This window comes from Naasia lichenicola (genome assembly GCF_004801885.1).
In the GTDB taxonomy this organism is placed as follows: Bacteria; Actinomycetota; Actinomycetes; order Actinomycetales; family Microbacteriaceae; genus Naasia; species Naasia lichenicola.
The window spans coordinates 89,619-107,596 of sequence record NZ_SSSM01000002.1 but is presented as its reverse complement, the minus strand read 5'-3'; the positions used below and the strand labels follow the sequence as shown (position 1 = coordinate 107,596).

Below are 17,978 nucleotides of genomic sequence, written 5' to 3'. Positions count from 1 at the left end.
CGGGCGGCACGCATGCGCACAGGAGTGTCCTCGCTTTCGTATCGTAGGCCGTATGAGAACAGCGCTCGTCACAGGCGGCACGTCCGGGATCGGGCTGGCCTTCGCTCGGGCGCTCGCCGCACGCGGTCACCACCTCGTCCTGGTCGCCCGAGACGCCGATCGACTCGAGGAGATCGCCGCGGGCCTGCGCACCGAGGTGCGCAGCGTGGAGGTGCTCCGTGCCGACCTCGCCGATCGAGCGGACGTCCAGCTCGTCGTCGACCGGCTCTCCGACCCCGACCGGCCGATCGACGTGCTGGTCAACAACGCGGGGTTCGGGGTGCACTGGTCGCTCGTCTCCGACGAGCTCGAGACCTGGGATCGCGCCTACGAGGTGATGGTGCGCTCCGTGCTGGTGCTCGCCGGAGCCGCCGCCCGAGCGATGAAGCCGCGCGGCTTCGGGACGATCATCAACGTCTCGAGCGTTGCCGGATACATCACGATGGGCGCGTACTCGTCGATCAAGGCCTGGGTGACCTCCTACTCGGAGAGCCTGTCCAACGAGCTGAAGGGCACCGGGATCACCGTCACGGCCCTGCTCCCGGGCTGGGTCCGGACCGAGTTCCACGGCCGGGCCCGGATCAAGTCGTCCAGCATCCCATCCGCGCTGTGGCTCGACTCCGAACCACTCGTCGATGCCTGCCTTCGCGATGTCGACCGCGGCCGGGTGCTGTCCATCCCGACCATCCGCTTCCAGGTGCTCACCTGGCTGCTGCGCCACCTGCCGAGGAAGCTCGTGAGGAGCGTCTCGCGCGCCATTTCCTCCAGCCGCCGCGATAGCCTGAACCAATGACAGCCGGTTCCGCGCGCCCACCGCGCATCGGCGAAGAGGACGGACAGCCGATGGCGGCAGCTGAGAGAGACAGGTTCACCTCTCCCGTCATCGCAGCGGCCCGGTTCGTCGCCCAGCGGATGATCCTCAAGCCCGTCGTCTGGACCGTCACCAAGGTGACCGTGCTCGGCAAGACGGAGCTCACGGACCTGAAGGGCGCATTCGTCGTCGTCGCGAACCACACCAGCCACCTCGACGCTCCCCTCATCTTCGGCGCCCTGCCTCGGCGCCTGGCCCGCTACCTGGCCGCCGGCGCGGCGGCCGACTACTTCTTCGACGTCCGTTGGCGTCGTGGCCTCACCGCCCTGTTCTTCAACGCCTTCGCCGTGGATCGCTCCGGAGTCGGCCCGCGCGGCGTCAGCGCCAAGTCGCTGCTGCGTCGGGGCATCCCGCTGATCGTCTTCCCCGAGGGCACCCGATCGCGCGACGGCAGCCTCGGCACCTTCAAGCCAGGAGCGGCGGCGCTCGCCGCCGGCGCCGAGGTGCCCTGCGTGCCCGTCGCGATCATCGGCGCGAGCATCGCCCATCCACGAGGATCCAAGTGGCCGGGGCCGGGACGACTTCCGGTCGGAGTCGTGTTCGGCGAGCCCATGCACGCCGAACCGGGGGAGGCCCCCACGGCCTATATCACCCGGGTGCGGGCGGAGGTCGCCCGCCTCACCGACGAGCACAGCGCGCGGATCCTCGCGCAGGGGCCCACGCACGGCCAGGCGGATCGCCCATCAGGGGATTCGGCCGGATCCGCCGAGTCAGGACAAGGACAGAGATGACGAACCTCGACCAGGCAGCACCTTCCGCTGAGGAAGCGGAGGCCGGCGCACCCACGACCGAGCACGCGTCATCGCCCCACAGCGCCGTCGCAGCAGGAGCATCCGTCGATGCGTCCATCGAGCCGGCGGACACCGGCGTCAAGCACATGAAGTGGTGGGGCTGGGGCATCGAGGGCGTCGGCTTCCACCACGAGGACAAGCCGGGCTTCGCGCCCTTCGTGCTCAAGGCGGTCGGCCTCGACCTGCACACGGCCGAGCGAGCGGAGAAGCCGGCGTTCGAGAACGTGCAGATGCCCGACAGCAACGCGCAGGCCTCCTTCCTCACCGCGCTCGCCGGGATCGTCGGAGAGCGCTACGTCTCGACCGAGCGCATCGAGCGCGTCGTGCACACGTTCGGCAAGAGCCTGCGCGACCTCGTGCGCGTGCGCTCCGGCGTGATCGAGCGCACCCCCGACGTCGTGGTCTACCCGGCCGACGAGGCCGAGGTGCAGCGGATCGTCGATGCCGTGATCGCCGAGGACGCGGTCGTGATTCCGTTCGGCGGCGGCAGCAACATCGCCGGCAGCCTCGAGCCCGACCCGACCGAGACGCGGACGATCGTCTCGGTGGATCTGGGCCGGATGAACAAGGTCCTCTCGATCGACGACGAGTCGGGTCTGGCCCGCATCCAGGCCGGTGCCCTCGGTCCCGACCTCGAGGACCAGCTCAAGGCGAAGGGCTGGACGATCGGGCACTTCCCCGACTCGTTCACCCACTCGACTGTGGGCGGCTGGGTCGCCACCCGGTCGTCGGGCATGCAGTCGGACAAGTACGGGGACATCTCCGACATCGCCAAGGGCATGCACGTCGTGCGTCCCGGCGGACTGCTCGAGATCCGCGGCATCCCCAGCGCATCCACCGGCCCGAGCGTGCGAGAGATGATCCTCGGCAGCGAGGGGCGCCTCGGCATCATCACCGAGGTCACCGTCCAGGTGCACCGCATTCCCGCCGAGCGGACGATCTACGCCTACTTCTTCCCGAACTGGAAGGCCGGCCTCGCCGCGATGCGCGCGATCTCCGAGAGCGACGCCGCCCCGTCGGTCACGCGCATCTCCGATGCTCGCGAGAGCGGCTTCTCGCTCGCGACCAGCAAGGAGTCCAAGGGCGTCTCGAAGCACGTGCAGAACGCCCTCTTCGGCTTCCTCAAGCGCCGCGGCTGGGACCTCGACCAGCTCTGCCTGTCCTTCATCGGGTACGAGGGCAGCCCGTCGCATGTCGCGCGGCAGAAGTCGATGGTCGGCAAGATCGTCAAGAAGCACGGCGGCATCGGCGTCGGCACCGGACCGGGCGTGCTCTACGACCAGAAGAAGTTCGACACCCCGTATCTGCGCGACTTCCTGCTCGACATGGGTGCGGCGGGCGACGTCTCCGAGACAGCTGCTCCGTGGTCGAAGCTGCAGGGCGTCTACGACGCGACGATCGCCGCGGCGAACGGCGCCTACGCGAAGCTCGACCGCACCGGCTGGATCATGTGCCACATGTCGCACTCGTACCACTCGGGGGCGTGCCTCTACTTCACCTTCGCCTTCGTGATGGGCGACGAGGATCCGCTGGGCGAGTACGACATCGTGAAGTCGGCCATCCAGGGCGCCTTCGTGAAGGCGGGCGGGACGATCTCGCACCACCACGGCGTGGGCCTCGAGCACTCGCCCTGGTTGGAGGACGACATCTCGCCCGAGGGCGTCGCAGTCATGCGCGGTCTCTTCGCGAGCGCCGACGCGGGCGGCAACTTCAACCCGAACAAGATCCTCCCCTGATGTGTACGTTCCGGCCCCATGTGCTCGTAATTGCGAGCACATGGGGCCGGTTTCGTGCACATGGATCCGCTCCTGGACCTTTCCGGAGAATGAGGAAAGGGCCCCCTCCGCGATGCGGATGAGGCCCTCTGCTCTGTCGTGCTGCTGATGTACCTCTGCCGATCAGGCGGCCGACGCCCAGCCCTCGCCGCGGGACGACTTCGACGCGATGACCGCGTTGTCCGCCACCGTGCTGTCGGCCGGCACCCGTGCGCCGCCGGTCACGCGGGCGTTGTCGCCGACACGCGCGTAGCTTCCGACCTTCGATCCGGCGCCGATCACCGCACCCTCGCCGATCCGAACGCTCGCGCCCAGTTGGGCGGTCGCGCCGACCAGCGCATTGCGGCCGATCCAGCAGCCGGGACCGATGCGCACCGAACGCCCGATCTCTGCTCCTGCCTCCACATAACTTGTCGGAGCGATGAACGCCGAAGCGTCAACGCTCGCACTCACCTCGACGAATCCGCGCCCGTTGGGGTGCTTGCGGTACTTGGTGACACCGCCGCGGCCGTCCTCGATCTCCTCGAATACTCTGCTCATCGCTAGCTACAACCATGGAATGGACTCAGATGTTCCCGCATGGACTCGGCGTGGCGCGGGACGATGATGTCCTGCTCGTTATCCAGAAACTGCCCATATGAGTCCCGGATTTGGGCAGAATCTGGAGAACGACGCTCCGCGCCGGGGCGAAGGAGAGGAGACCGCGATGACGATCACCAAGGACGACGTGCGCGCATGGGTCGCCGGGTACGAGAAGGCCTGGACGAGCAACGAGCCAGAGGACATCCGAGCGCTGTTCGCTCCGGGAGCCGAGTACCGGTTCGAGCCGTTCAGCGAGCCGGAGGTCGACATCGACGCGATCATCGCCAGCTGGCTCGACCACAGGGATGAGCCCGGCACGTGGACCTTCGACAGCGAGGTGATCGCCATCGAGGGCGATCTCGGAGTCGTGGAGGGCCGGACGGTGTACGGCCGGCTCGGCACGGCGTATCGGAACCTCTGGCTGATCCGCCTCGACGATGGTGGCCGGGCGACCATGTTCACCGAGTACTACGCGAAGGAGCCCGAAGTCGAGCAGGCTGCCGCCGTTGCGGGCGCCGTCTGAGCCGGCGCTGAGCCGGCCCTGAACCGGCGATCAGCCGGGCAGGTCCGCGAGTGCTCGGTCGACCGCGTCGCGCAGCTCCTGAGTGCCGAGTGGTCGGAAGTGCCCCGATGACCTCAACCGGATGTTCGTCGCCCCGCTCAGTGCGCTCCCCCCGGGGATGTGCGGATCGAAGGCGCCCCAGATGGAGGTGATCCTGCTGTTCGCGTCGAGCTGGGCGCCGAGCGAGCGGAGGGTCGCGTTGTTCGGCGAGAAGGCGCGCAGCGTCGCCCCGACGAGGAAGCGGGCGTAGATCGAGCCGGAGAACGGCGTCGAGATGGCGATCATCCGGTCGATCCGACCCCGTGGATCCTGCAGCATCGCGGCCTTGCCGATCAGGCCGCCCTTGCTGTGCGCCACGATGATCACGCCATGCAGGTCGCGCTCTTCGATCATCCCGTTGACGATCCGCGCGCTGTCCGAGACGGATGCGGTGTTCCAACGGAGCTCGGGCACCATGTGCACGGGATGGCCGTTGCCCTCGAGGTGATCGGCGAGGGGTCGAAGGAACTGCCAGCGCTCGTAGACGCCCGGAAGGATGACCACAGGGGCCTTCGGGCCGGGATGCGCGAGGTACTGCTGTGGATCGGCGTGTCCGACGAAGGACCGGGTCATCCAGTAGCCGACGTAGGCGTAGTCCAGCCCCCAGGCGACCCAGTTTCGCAGAAGCCCCCACGGACTCAGGCGCTGACGATCCTGGGGGGCGTCCTCGTCCGTCGTCGGGGGCATCCGTCGACCCTATGCGCAGGACGCCGGATGCCCCTGAGAATCGCGAAGAAGTCGCCCTCAGCCGACCCTGATCCGTCGTGCGACGACGATCATGCCGGCGCCGACCAGCAGAGCCAGGATCGCCACGGCGACCATCGGACCCGTCTCGGCGCCCGTCGCGGCGAGCTCCTGACCTGATCCGACGCCCCCGGAACCGGTGCTGCCCGAACCGACGGTCCCGGGCGAGGTGCCCGTTCCCGAACCGCCCGCCGTCGATGCGGCGACGACCGTGATCGGCACGTCGATCGAGGTCGCGGTACCCGGCGTCGTGACGGTGAGCGACTGCGCGCCGACGGCGATGCCTGCCGGCAGGGTCACATCCACCGATGCCCGTCCGGCCTCATCCGTGCCGTCGACGATCGTCGGATCGATGCTTCCGGTGCCGACCAGCGCATCGCCCAGACGGATCTCCACCGTGGTCGGCTTCGGCTCGTCGGTGCTGAACAGCAGCGAGGAGAGCGAGACGCCGACCGTGCTGCCCGGCAGGTAGCCGCCGTTCGCGGGGGCGCTCAGCTGCACGCCGACCGAACGCTGGGCGTCATCCGGCGTGGCGGTGCCGAACTCCTGGAACCAGTCGACCATCGACTGCAGATCGATCCGACCCGAGTCGGCGACGCCGGTGCCGGCCGTGAAGCCGAGGAAGTTGTCGCCGCCGGAGGCCAGGAACGAGTTGAGCACTGCCGTCAGCGAGGCATCATCCGCGAGGGGTGAGCCCTGGTAGGAGATCGTGCCGATGTGCGATCCCGCAGGAGCGGCCGGATCGTAGGTGTACGACAGCCCCTCCGAGAGGCCGAGCTTGAGGAACGGACGGCTCGCGCCGGCGGGCTGCCACTGCTCCTCCAGCACCTGGCGGATCTGCGCTCCGGTGAGCTGCATGGTCACGAGGGTGTTGGCGAACGGCTGCACATCGGCCGCCTCCCGATAGGTCACGACACCTTCGCCGTCGCCCGAGACGTCGGGGTTGGCGGCGTAGACGAGGTCCTGCCGGATCCCGCCGGGGTTCATGAAGGCGATCTGCGCGCCGACGTCCGTCGTCGCCCAGAGCTGCACGTCGGCGACGAAGTTGCCGAGCGTCGACTCGCCGCCCCGGTTCTCGGTCGCCCCGTCCGTGCCGACCGCCCGGTTGAAGTCGGCCGTGATCTCGCCGAGCGGCACGCTGCCCGACACCTCGGCCTCCGCCACAGCATCGTCGACGATGGCTTGCACCTCGGGGTCAGCGTCGTAGAGCGGGTACGACTCGCCATCCGCGTCCTCCGCCGTCAGCGGCAGCACCTCGGGCGTGAAGCTCGCGATCTGCTTGGTGTCGGCGTCGATCGACAGGGTCAGCAGCCCGAACGCCTCGCTGTACTGGCCGGCCTGGATCACCGGGCGCTGGTAGGGGTCGAACGGCACGACTCCCGCGTACTGCTGATGCGTGTGTCCCGAGACGATGGCGTCGACATCGGAGTCGAGCCCGCTCACGATGGTGCCGAACACCGAGTCCGCCGGGATGTCCGTCGTCGGACCGCTGGCCGGCGCGCCCTCGTGCATGACGGTGACGACCACATCGGCTTCGCCGTTGGATTCGTCGCCGTCCGACAGCTCTCCGGCCACGCGGTTCACGTTGTCGACGATGCTCTCGACCTGCAGACCCTCGATGCCCGCGGGGCTGACCAGGGAGGGCAGCTCCTCGGTCGTCGCGCCGATGAATCCGATCCGCACGCCCGCGACCTCGGCGATCCAGTACTCGTCGAGGGCGGCGCTGCCGTCGTCGTGCCGGACGTTCGCGGACAGGATCGGGAAGTCGGCGAGCGGCAGGACCCGATTCACCAGGTCGTCGTAGCCGCGGTCGAACTCGTGGTTGCCGGCGGCGCTCGCGTCGAGGCCCATCGTGTTGAGCACGTCGATGGTGGGCTCGTCCTCCTGGATGAAGGACGTGAACGTCGACGCGCCGATGTTGTCGCCGGCGGACACCATGACGGTGTTCGGGTTGGCGGCGCGGACGGAGTCGACGGCGCCGGCGAGCACCGCGGCGCCCGCGACGCTGCCGTCGGCCTCGAGGCGACCGTGGAAGTCGTTGATGGTCACGATGTCGATGGTGACCGGTGCCGCGTTCGCGGCGACCGCGCCGGAGAGCGCGAGTCCGGCCCCCGCGAGCAGGGCGACACCGGTCATGGCGACGGCCCGATGGAAGGATCCCCGCCGGGAACGCCGGCGGGCTGATCGGGACGGGATGGCGGACGGGGGAGTGGCGTCGCTCGCGCGCAAGGGGGCCTCCGGGATGGGCGCGACCGGGGGCGGAGGGTGTCGGGACTGCGCCTGCCGGCAGGTGATCCGGGGTGCGGAGCAGGTCTCGACGAGTGCGGGGAGCACAGCACGCGTTCGGGTCGCGGTGTCGGGTGCGGCGCTGGGTGCGCCGAGTCCAACCTGTCACAGGAGCCCCCGATGCGGAACCCGGTTCATCGAGCTTTTACCTTGCGGCAACACACGGCTCTCCCGCCGGCAACGGCCGGGGATCGCCGGATGGGTGCCGCCCGATTAGGTTGGCGCTATGGCGTGGTTCCAGCGCGGCGCAGCAGCCGACGTTCCCGACGGGATGCGGTTCTCGAAGAGCGACTCCGGCAAGGCCGACCTCAACGACTACGCGTTCGACCTCCGGCCCAAGAACGCGAAGGTCAGCATCCGGCTGGCGGGCAGCGATCCTCGCCAGGACGAGATAGCGCGGCTCGCGGGCAACGCCGATCTGCAGACCGCCGGCGGGCGGCGCACGCTGGAGGAGGAGCGCACCGACGCGCCCATGGAGGTGCGCCTGTTCGCCGATGCACGCATCAGCGGAGTAGTCGGCATGGTGCCGCGCGGCTTCGAGAGCGCGGTGACCGAAGCGCTGAACCGTCTGGAAGAGGCCGGGCGCAAGCCCCGCATCCCCGTCCGGATCGTCTCCACCCGACACGGCTATCGGGTCGACCTCCTGGTGGGTTCCACCCGCTGAGCCCTCCAGGCTGAGGCTCGCGGCATATGCCTCTCGACACGCCCGAGATGCACGTCGGCGGGTCCCGGGAATGCCTGGGGCCTCTTCCCTGTTCTCTCGGATATGTATGCAAACGCATTGAATTCTGAGTCCGCTCCGGCGGTCCAGTTCGGCATCTTCACGGTGGGCGACGTCACCACGGATCCCACCAACGGCGAGACCCCCAGCGAGCGGGATCGCATCAAGGCCATCCTCGCCATCGCCCAGAAGGCGGAGGAGGTCGGGCTCGATGTCTTCGCGCTCGGCGAGCACCACAACCCGCCCTTCGTGCCCTCGTCGCCGACGACCATGCTCGGCTACATCGCGGCCAAGACCGAGAGGCTCATCCTGTCCACCGCGACGACGCTGATCACCACGAACGACCCGGTGAAGATCGCCGAGGACTACGCGATGCTCCAGCACGTCGCCGACGGGCGCGTGGACATGACCCTCGGCCGCGGCAACACCGGCCCCGTCTACCCGTGGTTCGGCCAGGACATCCGTCAGGGCATCCCTCTGGCCATCGAGCACTACGCGCTGCTGCACCGGCTGCTCCGCGAGGACGTCGTCGACTGGAGCGGCAAGTTCCGCACCCCGTTGCAGGGCTTCACCTCGACCCCGCGCCCGCTCGACGGCGTGCCTCCGTTCGTCTGGCACGGATCGATCCGCAGCCCCGAGATCGCCGAGCAGGCCGCGTTCTACGGCGACGGCTTCTTCGCGAACAACATCTTCTGGCCGAAGGAGCACTACATGCGCCTCATCGGCTACTACCGCCAGCGCTTCGAGCACTACGGCCACGGCTCCGCCGACCAGGCCATCGTCGGGCTCGGCGGGCAGGCCTTCATGGCCAAGAACAGCCAGGACGCCGTGAAGACCTTCCGCCCCTACTTCGACAACGCGCCCGTCTACGGACACGGCCCGTCGCTCGAGGAGTTCACCGAGCAGACACCGCTCACCGTCGGCAGCCCGCAGGAGGTCATCGACCGCTACGCCGGGATGCGCGAGCACTTCGGCGACTACCAGCGCCAGCTGTTCCTGATGGACCACGCCGGCCTGCCGCTGAAGACGGTCCTCGAGCAGCTCGACCTGCTGGGCGAGGAGGTCGTGCCCGTGCTGCGCAAGGAGTTCGCGAAGAACCGACCCGCGCACATCCCGAACGGACCCACCCACGCCGCCCTCGTCGCCGCTCGCGATGCCGCCCAGGATGCGGAGCTCGCCGGTGCGACTCGGACCGCGGCGCCCGTCGCGCAGGAGGCATGACCATGGCCGCATCGACTCCAATGCGCACGAAGCGCACCGTCGCCGTGGTCTCCGCCGGTCTCAGCCAGCCGTCGTCCACCCGTCTGCTGGCCGATCGGCTGGTTCAGGCCACCGAGCGCCACCTGGTGGAACGGGGCTTCGAGGTGGAGATCGTGACCGTCGAGCTGCGCGAGATCGCCAAGGACGTCACGAACAACCTGCTGACCGGGTTCCCGAGCCCGTCGCTCAGCACCGTCATAGAGCAGGTGACGGGCGCCGACGCGCTGATCGCGGTGACGCCGACGTTCACCACGAGCTACAGCGGACTGTTCAAGTCGTTCATGGACATCCTCGATCCGAGCTCGTTGGTGGAGATGCCCGTCCTGATCGGCGCGACCGGGGGCTCGCCGCGGCACTCGCTCGTGCTCGACTACGCGATGCGGCCCCTGTTCACCTACCTGCACGCGCTCGTCGCACCGACCGGGGTCTACGCGGCCTCGGAGGACTGGGGGAGCAACCCCGACGATGTGAAGCCGCTGCCCGAGCGGATCGATCGCGCGGGCGCCGAGTTCGCGGCATTCGTGGAGCGCTCCGATCGCGCCGGGCGCCTCGTGGATCCGTTCGCCATCCCGGTATCGGACGGCGCTGGCGTCGGCGGCTTCCAGGCCCAGTGACGCATCCCTCTCGCGGTCCCGCGAACCGAGCGCGGCAGGTCCGCCGACCGCGCTCGGCTCCCCGGGCCGCGTGAGGCCTGCTCGGCCGCCCCGTACCCTCGAAGGGTGGAGTTGCGCAGCTGGCTGAGGGACTTCGTCGCCATCCGGCCCATCCCCACCCGCTGGGGGCACGCCATCCAGGGCGGCGTCGCCGTGCTGCTGCCGGGGCTCGTCTTCGTCGTGATCGGGCGACCCGAGCTCGCGCTCGCCGCGTCCAACGGCGGATTCCTCGCTCTCTACCTCGGTGGTCTCAGCAGGACGCGACGGGCGCGCCTGCTCCCGATCCTCGGCGCCGGCCTCTTCGCGGCGGTCGCCCTCGCGCTGCTCGGCGCGCAGGCGGGGGCCGCCGGAGCCGTGGTCACCGTGTCCGTCCTCGCTGTCGGAGCCACGATCCTCACCGTCGGCTGGGGAGTCGGACCGCCCGGTGCGCTGTTCTTCGTGCTGCTCGCCGGCGCGTTCTCGACGCTGGGGGTGCAGGAGCTGGAAGCCGAGGGCTCGATCGACTTCGCGTCGGTCCTGGGACCGCTCGCGGTCGGACTCGTTCTCGCCTACGCGATCGTCATGCTGCCGCTGGCTCTCCCCTCGGTCCGGGAGCGGACCGGGCTCGCGCCCGGTCGCAACGCCCGCCTCAGCTTCAGCCTTCGCGGCGAGGCGCTCGTCATCGTCGTCCGCGTGGCGGTGGCCGTCCTCGTGGCCGCCATCGTCGGCCTGCTGCTCGGCGAGGACCGCGCGTACTGGATCGTGCTCACGGTGGTGACCGTCCTGCAGACCAGCGTGCGGCGACGGATGTCGGCGATCCGGGCCGGTCAGCGACTCGTCGGCACCCTCCTCGGCCTCGGCATCTTCGCCCTGCTCGCTCTCCTGCCGCTCAGCGCGCTCACGCTGCTGATCATCATCTTCGTCCTGCAGACCGTCATCGAGCTCGTCATCGCCCGAAACTACGGACTCGCCCTCATCTTCATCACACCGCTCGCGCTGCTGGTGGCCACGCAGAGCGACCCCAGCGACGTCGGGGCGGTCGTGGGGGAGCGGATCGTCGACACCGTCATCGGCGCCACGATCGCGCTGGTGGTCATCCTCGTCGAGCACGCCTACGTGGTCCGCCGAGCGCGGTAGCCGCGGCGGCGCGGGAGGGCCGCCCGCGGTCGGCGCGGACTGCCGCGCGCTGCGCCTACGGCCGGGACCGGCGAAGGCGTCGGCGCTCGCGTCGGGTGAGTGCGGCTTCGGCTTCCGCCTCGGCCTGTCGGCGCGCGGTCTCCTCGGCGCGGGCGGCCTCCCGACGCTCCCGCCAGGCGTCGAGCTCGGCGCCGACATCGCGGAGGGGAGTGACCACGGGAGGGCCGCCCAGCAGCTGGCGGCGGGCCTCCTTGACGCGACGGTTGAAGTCGTCGAGCACGGCCCGGACGTCCGATTCGAGGTGCAGCGCGTCGATGCGGCCGCGCAGCTGAGCGCTCTCGGTTCGGAGGGTCAGCGCGGGAGGGCCGAGGCCGGTGAGGTTCTCGCGCTCGATCTTCTTGCGAATCCACCAGTCGGGGTCGTGCACCTCGTGCAGGTTGGGCAGCGGCTTGCCCGCGCCCGGCAGGTTGTCGAACTCGCCGCGGCGGAACGCCTGCTGGAGAGCCGTCTCCGCGATCGCGGCCCGCTGCTGCATGCTCGCCGCCGGGCGTTCGCCGCGCGGCTCGTCGGGAACGGATTCGCCGCGCTCCCGAGCCGCCTTGTCCAGCTGGTAGCGCGCCACGTCGAGGCGCGGATCGTCGGCCATGGTGCTCGCTCCTTCCGTGCGACCGATTCCAGGGTAGGCACGTGATCCTGAAAGCCGAACACGGCAGCTCCGCCCGGGCGGCAGACGACGCCGTCGCCCGGGCGGAGCTGCGGGAATGCGCGGGCCACTGCGCCCGCGTGCGGTTCAGCCCCGGGGGGTGGCCCGGCGGAGCACCGCGTAGCCGGCGACCGCAGAGATGACCGTCGGCACGAGACTCCAGGCCACCAGTCCCGGGGCTCCGTTCACGACGAACCAGTTCCCGACCTCGGGCCAGCTGCGCGTCACCGTCGCGAGGAATGCGAGCGCGACGAGCAGCACCGTCAGGATCCCGAAGAAGACGAGCGTTCCCGTGACCCTCCAGCGGGAGTAGATCGCGGCGATCACGGTGCCGAAGAAGAAGAAGAACAGGAAGGCCGCGGTGAAGAGCAGGAAGCGCTGGTACCAGACGCCGTCTCCGAAGTAGACGGCGGTGAACATCCGACCGCCCAGCCCCCAGCCCCCCGTGGCGGTCTCCACCACGGCCAACAGGGTGAAGACGGCCCCGAAGAACACCGACAGGAGCACCCAGGTCGCTGCTGTTCCCAGGTAGAAGTCGCGACGAGTGACGCTGAAGCCGAGCGCGAGCGGGAAGGTCGCGGAGACTCCCAAGATGCCGAGCACCATCATGTAGATGAACAGATAGAACGAGGCGCCGCTCCACTGCAGCCCCTCCTGCGCATCGGCGAGGTCGGAGGCGTCGGTCACGGAGGCGGCGATGATCGCCCAGATCGCGACGTTCACCAGCAGGATGAAGCCGAGGATGATCAGCGGTGTGCCGATGATGCTCGCCTTGTTGACGAGGTGCAGCCGCACGACGGAGCCGATCCGGCTCGTCGGGCGGGACGGTCGGGCGAGCTCGGTCACGGTGGTGGTGGTCATGCGCTCTTCTCCAGTTCTGTGGCGAGTCCGGTGCGGCGGACAATCAGCTGCTGCAGGGACACCGGTGTGAGTTCCAGTCCTGCCGTGGTGGCTGCCGCGCGCTCAGCGGGCGTCAGCTGGCCGATGGTGGCGGAGGCGAGGCCGCCGATCCGGTCGAGGTGGAGCACCTCGTGCCCTGCGATGAATGACTCGACGGCGGTGCCGGTGCCGACGACCGTCGTGGCCGATCCGCGCAGGCTGTCGGAATCCTGGTCGATGATGATCCGGCCGTCGTCGATGACGATCACGTGCTCGAGCAGGCTGCTCACCTCGTCGATCAGGTGCGTGGAGAGGATGATCGTGCGCGGGTGCTCCGCGTAGTCCTCGAGCAGGCGGTCGTAGAAGATCTGCCGGGCGACCGCGTCGAGGCCGAGGTACGGCTCGTCGAAGAACGTCAGCGGTGCGCGGGACGCGAGTCCGACGATCACTCCGACCGCGGAGGTCTGGCCGCGGGAGAGCTTCTTGATCCTCCGGTTCACGGGGAGTCTGAAGTCCTCGATCAGCCGGGCGGCCAGCTCGGCGTCCCAGTTCTCGAAGAACCACGGTGCGCTCTCGAAGACGTGCTTCGGCTTGAAGTCGTCCGGGTACTTCTGGCTCTCCTTGATGAAGCAGACGCGGCGCAGGACGCCGCTGTTCTCGACGGGGTGCTCGCCGAAGATCCGGATGCTGCCGGAGGTCGCGAAGTCCTGGCCGGTGATGAGCTGCATGAGCGTCGTCTTGCCGGCTCCGTTGCGGCCGAGCAGGCCGTGGATGGTGTTCTCCTCGACGGTGAAGGTGGCCTCGTTCACGGCAGTCGTGCTGCCGAAGCGCTTGGTGAGGCCGGAGACCTCGACTGCTGCGGTCATGCTCTGTCGTCCTTTCGAATGCTGTTCTCGTCGTCACGGATCATGGCGATGAGCTGGCTGCGCGAGAGGCCGAGCTTGGCTGCCTCGCTGATGAGTGGCTGCACGAATTCCGTCCGGAACTCGTCGCGGCGCTTATGGAGCAGACGCTCCCGCGCGCCGCTGGCGACGAACATGCCGATGCCGCGCTTCTTGTAGAGGACGCCGTCGTCGACGAGGAGATTGACCCCCTTGCCGGCCGTGGCGGGGTTGATGCGATGGAATGCGGCGAACTCGTTGGTCGACGGGACCTGCTCCTCTTCCGCGAGACCGCCGGCGATGATGTCGTTCTCGATCAGCTCTGCGATCTGCAGGAAGATCGGTCGCGACTCATCCACGATGCGGCCGCCACCTGGTTGGTTCGTTACTCATGTAACTAACCAACCAGGTGCGCCGCCGGAAGTCAACAGCGGTCCGGAGGTCGCCGGCCTGCGGCTGATCAGATGCCGGCGCGCTCCTCGAAGCGGGCGAAGAGGCGGCGGGTGGCGGCGCTCGGTCGCGTGCGAGTCGCGACCGAGATCCTCCACGTCAACGGCTCGCCCTCCAGGGGGAGGGAGACCGTCGCGGGATGGATGGGTGCGAGGCCCTCGGGAGTGACCGCGACACCGAACCCCGCCGCGACGAAGCCGCCGATCGCCGCGAGATCGGCGACCTCGATGGCGACGGTGCGGCTGATTCGTCGAGCCGCGAAGGCGGCGTCGAGCAGGACGCGGTTGCCGAATCCGCGCACGGTGTCGACGAACGGCTCTGCGGCGAGGTCGCGCAGGGACACTGCTCGGCGCGCGGCGAGTCGATGGCCCACCGGCAGGATCGCGACGAACCGGTGCTCGGAGGCGGTGACCGTCTCGAGGCCGCTCAGCTGCTCCGGCGGAAGCGCCACGAGCGCGATATCCAGCCGGCCGGCGCGAAGGTCCTCTGCGAGACCGGTCGAGCCGCTCGGCGAGGTGGACAGCCGCACATCGACATGCGGCGCCTCCCGTCGGAAGCCCGCGAGGATCTCGGGCAGGTCGAGGATCACGAGCGCCGCGAAGGTGCCGAATCGGATGCTGCCGCGCAGGCCCGACGACGTCTCATCCACGGCCTCGTGCATGCGGTCTGCGGCCGCCAGCAGCTCCCGCCCCACCGGCAGTGCCGACGCTCCGGCCTCCGTCAGTGCGACGGATCGGGTGGAGCGGGCGAAGAGCGATGCGCCGAGCTCGCGTTCCAGTCCGCGGATCGAGGCGGAGACGGTCGATTGGACGACGTGCAGGCGTGCAGCGGCGGCGCCGAAGTGCAGCTCCTCCGCGACGGCGACGAAGGTCTCTATGCTGCGGATGTCCATCCGACAATCATCGGCGAACGCGATCACTGCGTGCAAGACAATTCGTTGGACGTGATCAATGGACCGCGCGACACTGAGAGAGCTCGAAGGGGAGCGCCCACCGCACTCTCGAGGAGCAGCTCATGTCCACCGACTCGCCCGCCCGCACCGTCACCGGGCAGCCAGCTGCCACCACCGTCGCTCCTCCCGGGAGCCGAGCGCACGCACGCGGCTTCTGGGTGATCGCGGTCGCCTTCCTCGCGGTGATGGCCTTCTCGACGATCCCCACTCCGCTCTACGCGCTGTATCAGGCGCGCGACGGCTTCCCGACCTGGATCGTCACCGTGATCTTCGGCGCCTACGCGGTCGGCGTGGCCGCGAGCCTGTATCTCGTCGGGCACATCAGCGACTGGGCGGGGCGCCGGCCGATGATCCTCGTGGCCGTAGCGCTCGAACTGCTCTCCGCGGTCGTCTTCCTGGTCTGGCCGGATGTGCCCGGTCTGCTCGTCGCCCGCTTCATCAGCGGCATCGGCGTCGGAGCGCTCACCGCGACGGCGACGGCTCACCTCTCCGAGCTCCGCGCCGCGGCTCGACCGGGCAGCGGCCCGGGGACGAGCGCCGCCGTGTCCACGGTGGCGAATATCGGCGGGCTGGCGCTCGGGCCACTCATCGGCGGGCTGCTGGCGACCTTCGCGCCCGCGCCGCTGACGACGCCCTACCTCGTGTTCCTCGTGGTCCTCGCGCTCGCGGTGGTCGGCATCGCGCTCGTCCCCGAGACCGTCATCCGCGCGGCCCAGCGACCGGCATACCGTCCTCAGCGGCTCGTCCTCCCTGCCGAGGGCAGGGCCGAGTTCTCCGCGGCGGGCGCCGGAGTCTTCGCCGCGTTCGCCATCTTCGGGCTGTTCACCGCCCTCGCGCCGAGCCTGCTGGCCGGCCAGTTCGGAGTCACCTCCCGCATCGCGGCGGGCCTGGTGCCGTTCGCGGTCTTCGCCAGCGCCGCGATCACCCAGGTCGTCCTGGCCCGGCTGACGCTGCGGCGCCAGCTGTCGATCGCGGTCGCCTCGATGATCGCGGGGCTCGCGGCGCTCGGCGTCTCGGTGCTCATCCCGTCTCTCGCGCTCTTCGTGATCTCAGGGATCGTCGCCGGCGCGGGAGTCGGACTGCTCTTCCGCGCTTCTCTCGGAGTCGCGGCATCCCTCGTCGCCGGGCCCGAGCGCGGGGGAGTGCTCGCCGCCCTGTTCCTCATCGCCTACGTCGGGCTGGCCGTCCCCGTCTTCGCGGTGGGCCTCGCTCTCTCGGCGCTGAGCCCCGTCGTCACGCTGATCGGCTTCGTCGTGCTCGTCGGCGCCCTCGTCCTCGTCTCGGGCATCCGGATGATCCGCAGGCTCGCCGCCTGATCGGCTCGGCCCCACGGTGCCGATCAGCTCGGCTCCACCTGATCCGATGGGCGCCAGGCCGCCTGCGTCCGAAGTCAACCCGCTAGCTCGGCGTCGCCTTCCGTTCACCTGCGATCCATGGCCGGTTACCCGGCGATCCATAGGTTCAGGGCCGTCCCCGCCGAGTGCAGTCGCCCGATCCACAGCTCGGGCCGCTCGCGGGGATGAATCGGAGGACAACGTGATCCGCAAGCGCACCGCGCTCGCAACCCTCGCCCTGCTCACCGTGTCCGGACTGGCCCTCGCGGGCTGCTCCAGCGACACGGCGGGCGCATCGACCGACGGCACCGACGCTGCCGCGGCCACCAGCCTCGCCGACTTCGGCGATCTGGCCGCCCTCGAAGAGGCGGCCAAGTCGGAAGGCTCGCTCAACGTCATCGCGCTTCCGCGCGACTGGGCCAACTACGGCGAGATCCTCGACCTCTGGGCGGAGAAGTACCCGGAGATCGCCCTGAACGAGGCCACTCCCGACGCGTCCAGCGCCGAGGAGCTGCAGGCCGCCGAGAACCTCAAGGGCCAGGACACCGCGCCCGACGTGTTCGACGTCGGACTCGCTGTCGCCCTCGCCAACACCGACTCGTTCGCGCCCTACAAGGTGGCCGGCTGGGATGACATCCCCGACGCGCTCAAGGAGCAGTCGGGTCTGTACACGGGCGACTACGGCGGATACATGGCCGTCGGCTACGACCCCGACGCCGTGCCCGCCCCCGACTCGCTCGAGGACCTCCTCGGCGCCGACTACAAGGGCAAGGTCGCGATCAACGGCGACCCGACCCAGGCGGGTGCGGCATTCGCGGCCGTCGGCCTCGCCGCGGTGCAGAACGGCGGATCGGTCGACGACTTCCAGGCCGGCATCGACTTCTTCCAGGAGCTCAACGCCGCAGGCAACTTCGTGAAGATCGACCCGACCCCCGCCACCATCGCCTCCGGCGAGACCCCCGTCGTCTTCGACTGGGACTACCTCAACGTGGGCTACGGCACGCAGCTCGAGGGCCAGCGCAACTGGAAGGTCGTGGTCTTCCCGGGCACCGGCTACGCGGGCTACTACAACCAGGCGATCAACGCCGACGCGCCGCACCCGGCCGCAGCGCGCCTCTGGCAGGAGTTCCTCTACAGCGACGAGGTGCAGAACCTCTGGCTGAAGGGCGGCGCCCGTCCGGTCCGCGCCGAGGCGATGGAGACCGCCGGAACGATCGACGACGCGCTGTTCGCCGCTCTTCCGGAGACCCCCGAGGAGACGGTCGTCCCGACCGCAGAGCAGAGCGAGGCCGCCTCGACCCTGCTCGGCACCGCGTGGGCCACGGCAGTCCAGTAGTCAG

Annotated in this window: 18 protein-coding genes; 10 read left to right on the top strand and 8 right to left on the bottom strand. The window is 69.5% G+C overall.

From position 1 onward, the window contains the following. Positions 1–52: 52 nt before the first annotated feature. From E6C64_RS04745 to E6C64_RS04735, 3 genes are read left to right on the top strand one after another with little or no spacing between them, the layout of a single operon-like run. Positions 53–832: an SDR family NAD(P)-dependent oxidoreductase gene (locus tag E6C64_RS04745; RefSeq protein ID WP_136426494.1), complete on the top strand. Its 780-nt coding sequence runs from the start codon at positions 53–55 to the stop codon at positions 830–832. Next, complete coding sequence (locus E6C64_RS04740) at positions 829–1,641, top strand: lysophospholipid acyltransferase family protein (protein ID WP_233255471.1); 813 nt, start codon at positions 829–831, stop codon at positions 1,639–1,641. Before E6C64_RS04745 ends, E6C64_RS04740 begins: the two co-directional genes overlap by 4 nt. Next, the gene (locus E6C64_RS04735) at positions 1,638–3,437 is read left to right on the top strand and encodes an FAD-binding oxidoreductase (protein WP_332908216.1); all 1,800 of its coding nucleotides are present in this window, start codon (positions 1,638–1,640) and stop codon (positions 3,435–3,437) included. The genes E6C64_RS04740 and E6C64_RS04735 overlap by 4 nt, the downstream gene beginning before the upstream one ends. Positions 3,438–3,599: 162 nt before the next feature. Here E6C64_RS04735 and E6C64_RS04730 read toward each other — a convergent pair whose 3' ends face one another. Further along, entirely contained in the window at positions 3,600–4,016 is a 417-nt protein-coding gene (locus tag E6C64_RS04730; protein ID WP_136426493.1) for an LbetaH domain-containing protein, read from the bottom strand. A gap of 166 nt (positions 4,017–4,182) precedes the next feature. Between E6C64_RS04730 and E6C64_RS04725 the strand changes: the two genes are divergently transcribed. After that, positions 4,183–4,581, top strand: a complete 399-nt coding sequence (locus E6C64_RS04725; RefSeq protein ID WP_136426492.1) for a nuclear transport factor 2 family protein — start codon at positions 4,183–4,185, stop codon at positions 4,579–4,581. A gap of 30 nt (positions 4,582–4,611) precedes the next feature. On the opposite strand, the gene E6C64_RS04720 is transcribed toward E6C64_RS04725, so the two are convergent. Beyond that, positions 4,612–5,346 carry an alpha/beta hydrolase gene (locus E6C64_RS04720; protein ID WP_136426491.1) on the bottom strand — a complete coding sequence of 245 codons (735 nt, stop codon included), beginning with the start codon at positions 5,344–5,346 and terminating at the stop codon, positions 4,612–4,614. A gap of 57 nt (positions 5,347–5,403) precedes the next feature. Then, the gene (locus E6C64_RS04715) at positions 5,404–7,539 is read right to left on the bottom strand and encodes a bifunctional metallophosphatase/5'-nucleotidase (RefSeq protein ID WP_136426490.1); all 2,136 of its coding nucleotides are present in this window, start codon (positions 7,537–7,539) and stop codon (positions 5,404–5,406) included. Between the two features lie 376 nt (positions 7,540–7,915). Between E6C64_RS04715 and E6C64_RS04710 the strand changes: the two genes are divergently transcribed. The 4 genes from E6C64_RS04710 to E6C64_RS04695 all read left to right on the top strand — a co-directional run bounded on the left by E6C64_RS04710 (position 7,916) and on the right by E6C64_RS04695 (position 11,439). Further along, complete coding sequence (locus E6C64_RS04710; protein WP_136426489.1) at positions 7,916–8,353, top strand: hypothetical protein; 438 nt, start codon at positions 7,916–7,918, stop codon at positions 8,351–8,353. Between the two features lie 117 nt (positions 8,354–8,470). After that, positions 8,471–9,631: an LLM class flavin-dependent oxidoreductase gene (locus tag E6C64_RS04705; RefSeq protein ID WP_438941839.1), complete on the top strand. Its 1,161-nt coding sequence runs from the start codon at positions 8,471–8,473 to the stop codon at positions 9,629–9,631. Then, on the top strand, positions 9,628–10,284 hold the full coding sequence (locus tag E6C64_RS04700) for an FMN reductase (RefSeq protein WP_438941838.1): 657 nt from the start codon (positions 9,628–9,630) through the stop codon (positions 10,282–10,284). The genes E6C64_RS04705 and E6C64_RS04700 overlap by 4 nt, the downstream gene beginning before the upstream one ends. Before the next feature lie 105 nt (positions 10,285–10,389). Next, complete coding sequence (locus E6C64_RS04695) at positions 10,390–11,439, top strand: FUSC family protein (protein WP_136426487.1); 1,050 nt, start codon at positions 10,390–10,392, stop codon at positions 11,437–11,439. Positions 11,440–11,494: 55 nt separating this feature from the next. Here the strand turns inward: E6C64_RS04695 and E6C64_RS04690 are convergent, their stop codons facing one another. The 5 genes from E6C64_RS04690 to E6C64_RS04670 all read right to left on the bottom strand — a co-directional run bounded on the left by E6C64_RS04690 (position 11,495) and on the right by E6C64_RS04670 (position 15,244). Then, on the bottom strand, positions 11,495–12,085 hold the full coding sequence (locus E6C64_RS04690; RefSeq protein WP_136426486.1) for a DnaJ family domain-containing protein: 591 nt from the start codon (positions 12,083–12,085) through the stop codon (positions 11,495–11,497). A gap of 144 nt (positions 12,086–12,229) precedes the next feature. Beyond that, positions 12,230–13,003, bottom strand: coding sequence for an ABC transporter permease (locus E6C64_RS04685; protein ID WP_136426485.1), 774 nt, complete (start codon positions 13,001–13,003; stop codon positions 12,230–12,232). Next, positions 13,000–13,887 carry an ABC transporter ATP-binding protein gene (locus tag E6C64_RS04680; RefSeq protein WP_136426484.1) on the bottom strand — a complete coding sequence of 296 codons (888 nt, stop codon included), beginning with the start codon at positions 13,885–13,887 and terminating at the stop codon, positions 13,000–13,002. The genes E6C64_RS04685 and E6C64_RS04680 overlap by 4 nt, the downstream gene beginning before the upstream one ends. Beyond that, positions 13,884–14,264 (bottom strand): GntR family transcriptional regulator, encoded by a 381-nt coding sequence (locus E6C64_RS04675; protein ID WP_136426483.1) that lies wholly within the window; start codon positions 14,262–14,264, stop codon positions 13,884–13,886. Before E6C64_RS04675 ends, E6C64_RS04680 begins: the two co-directional genes overlap by 4 nt. A 98-nt stretch (positions 14,265–14,362) precedes the next feature. Then, positions 14,363–15,244: a LysR family transcriptional regulator gene (locus E6C64_RS04670; protein WP_136426482.1), complete on the bottom strand. Its 882-nt coding sequence runs from the start codon at positions 15,242–15,244 to the stop codon at positions 14,363–14,365. A gap of 122 nt (positions 15,245–15,366) precedes the next feature. Between E6C64_RS04670 and E6C64_RS04665 the strand changes: the two genes are divergently transcribed. Continuing rightward, positions 15,367–16,620 (top strand): MFS transporter, encoded by a 1,254-nt coding sequence (locus E6C64_RS04665; protein ID WP_136426481.1) that lies wholly within the window; start codon positions 15,367–15,369, stop codon positions 16,618–16,620. 220 nt (positions 16,621–16,840) lie between these two features. After that, positions 16,841–17,974 (top strand): ABC transporter substrate-binding protein, encoded by a 1,134-nt coding sequence (locus E6C64_RS04660; protein WP_233255470.1) that lies wholly within the window; start codon positions 16,841–16,843, stop codon positions 17,972–17,974. Positions 17,975–17,978 lie beyond the last annotated feature (4 nt).

What these genes read in the sequence shown, in the direction of transcription:
- E6C64_RS04680 (WP_136426484.1), bottom strand. Translation starts at nt 13,887, where the DNA reads ATGACCGCAGCAGTCGAGGTCTCCGGCCTCACCAAGCGCTTCGGCAGC.
- E6C64_RS04740 (WP_233255471.1), top strand. Translation starts at nt 829, where the DNA reads ATGACAGCCGGTTCCGCGCGCCCACCGCGCATCGGCGAAGAGGACGGA.
- E6C64_RS04665 (WP_136426481.1), top strand. Translation starts at nt 15,367, where the DNA reads ATGTCCACCGACTCGCCCGCCCGCACCGTCACCGGGCAGCCAGCTGCC.
- E6C64_RS04700 (WP_438941838.1), top strand. Translation starts at nt 9,628, where the DNA reads ATGACCATGGCCGCATCGACTCCAATGCGCACGAAGCGCACCGTCGCC.
- E6C64_RS04670 (WP_136426482.1), bottom strand. Translation starts at nt 15,244, where the DNA reads ATGGACATCCGCAGCATAGAGACCTTCGTCGCCGTCGCGGAGGAGCTG.
- E6C64_RS04715 (WP_136426490.1), bottom strand. Translation starts at nt 7,539, where the DNA reads ATGACCGGTGTCGCCCTGCTCGCGGGGGCCGGACTCGCGCTCTCCGGC.
- E6C64_RS04685 (WP_136426485.1), bottom strand. Translation starts at nt 13,003, where the DNA reads ATGACCACCACCACCGTGACCGAGCTCGCCCGACCGTCCCGCCCGACG.
- E6C64_RS04710 (WP_136426489.1), top strand. Translation starts at nt 7,916, where the DNA reads ATGGCGTGGTTCCAGCGCGGCGCAGCAGCCGACGTTCCCGACGGGATG.
- E6C64_RS04730 (WP_136426493.1), bottom strand. Translation starts at nt 4,016, where the DNA reads ATGAGCAGAGTATTCGAGGAGATCGAGGACGGCCGCGGCGGTGTCACC.
- E6C64_RS04725 (WP_136426492.1), top strand. Translation starts at nt 4,183, where the DNA reads ATGACGATCACCAAGGACGACGTGCGCGCATGGGTCGCCGGGTACGAG.
- E6C64_RS04735 (WP_332908216.1), top strand. Translation starts at nt 1,638, where the DNA reads ATGACGAACCTCGACCAGGCAGCACCTTCCGCTGAGGAAGCGGAGGCC.
- E6C64_RS04720 (WP_136426491.1), bottom strand. Translation starts at nt 5,346, where the DNA reads ATGCCCCCGACGACGGACGAGGACGCCCCCCAGGATCGTCAGCGCCTG.
- E6C64_RS04690 (WP_136426486.1), bottom strand. Translation starts at nt 12,085, where the DNA reads ATGGCCGACGATCCGCGCCTCGACGTGGCGCGCTACCAGCTGGACAAG.
- E6C64_RS04745 (WP_136426494.1), top strand. Translation starts at nt 53, where the DNA reads ATGAGAACAGCGCTCGTCACAGGCGGCACGTCCGGGATCGGGCTGGCC.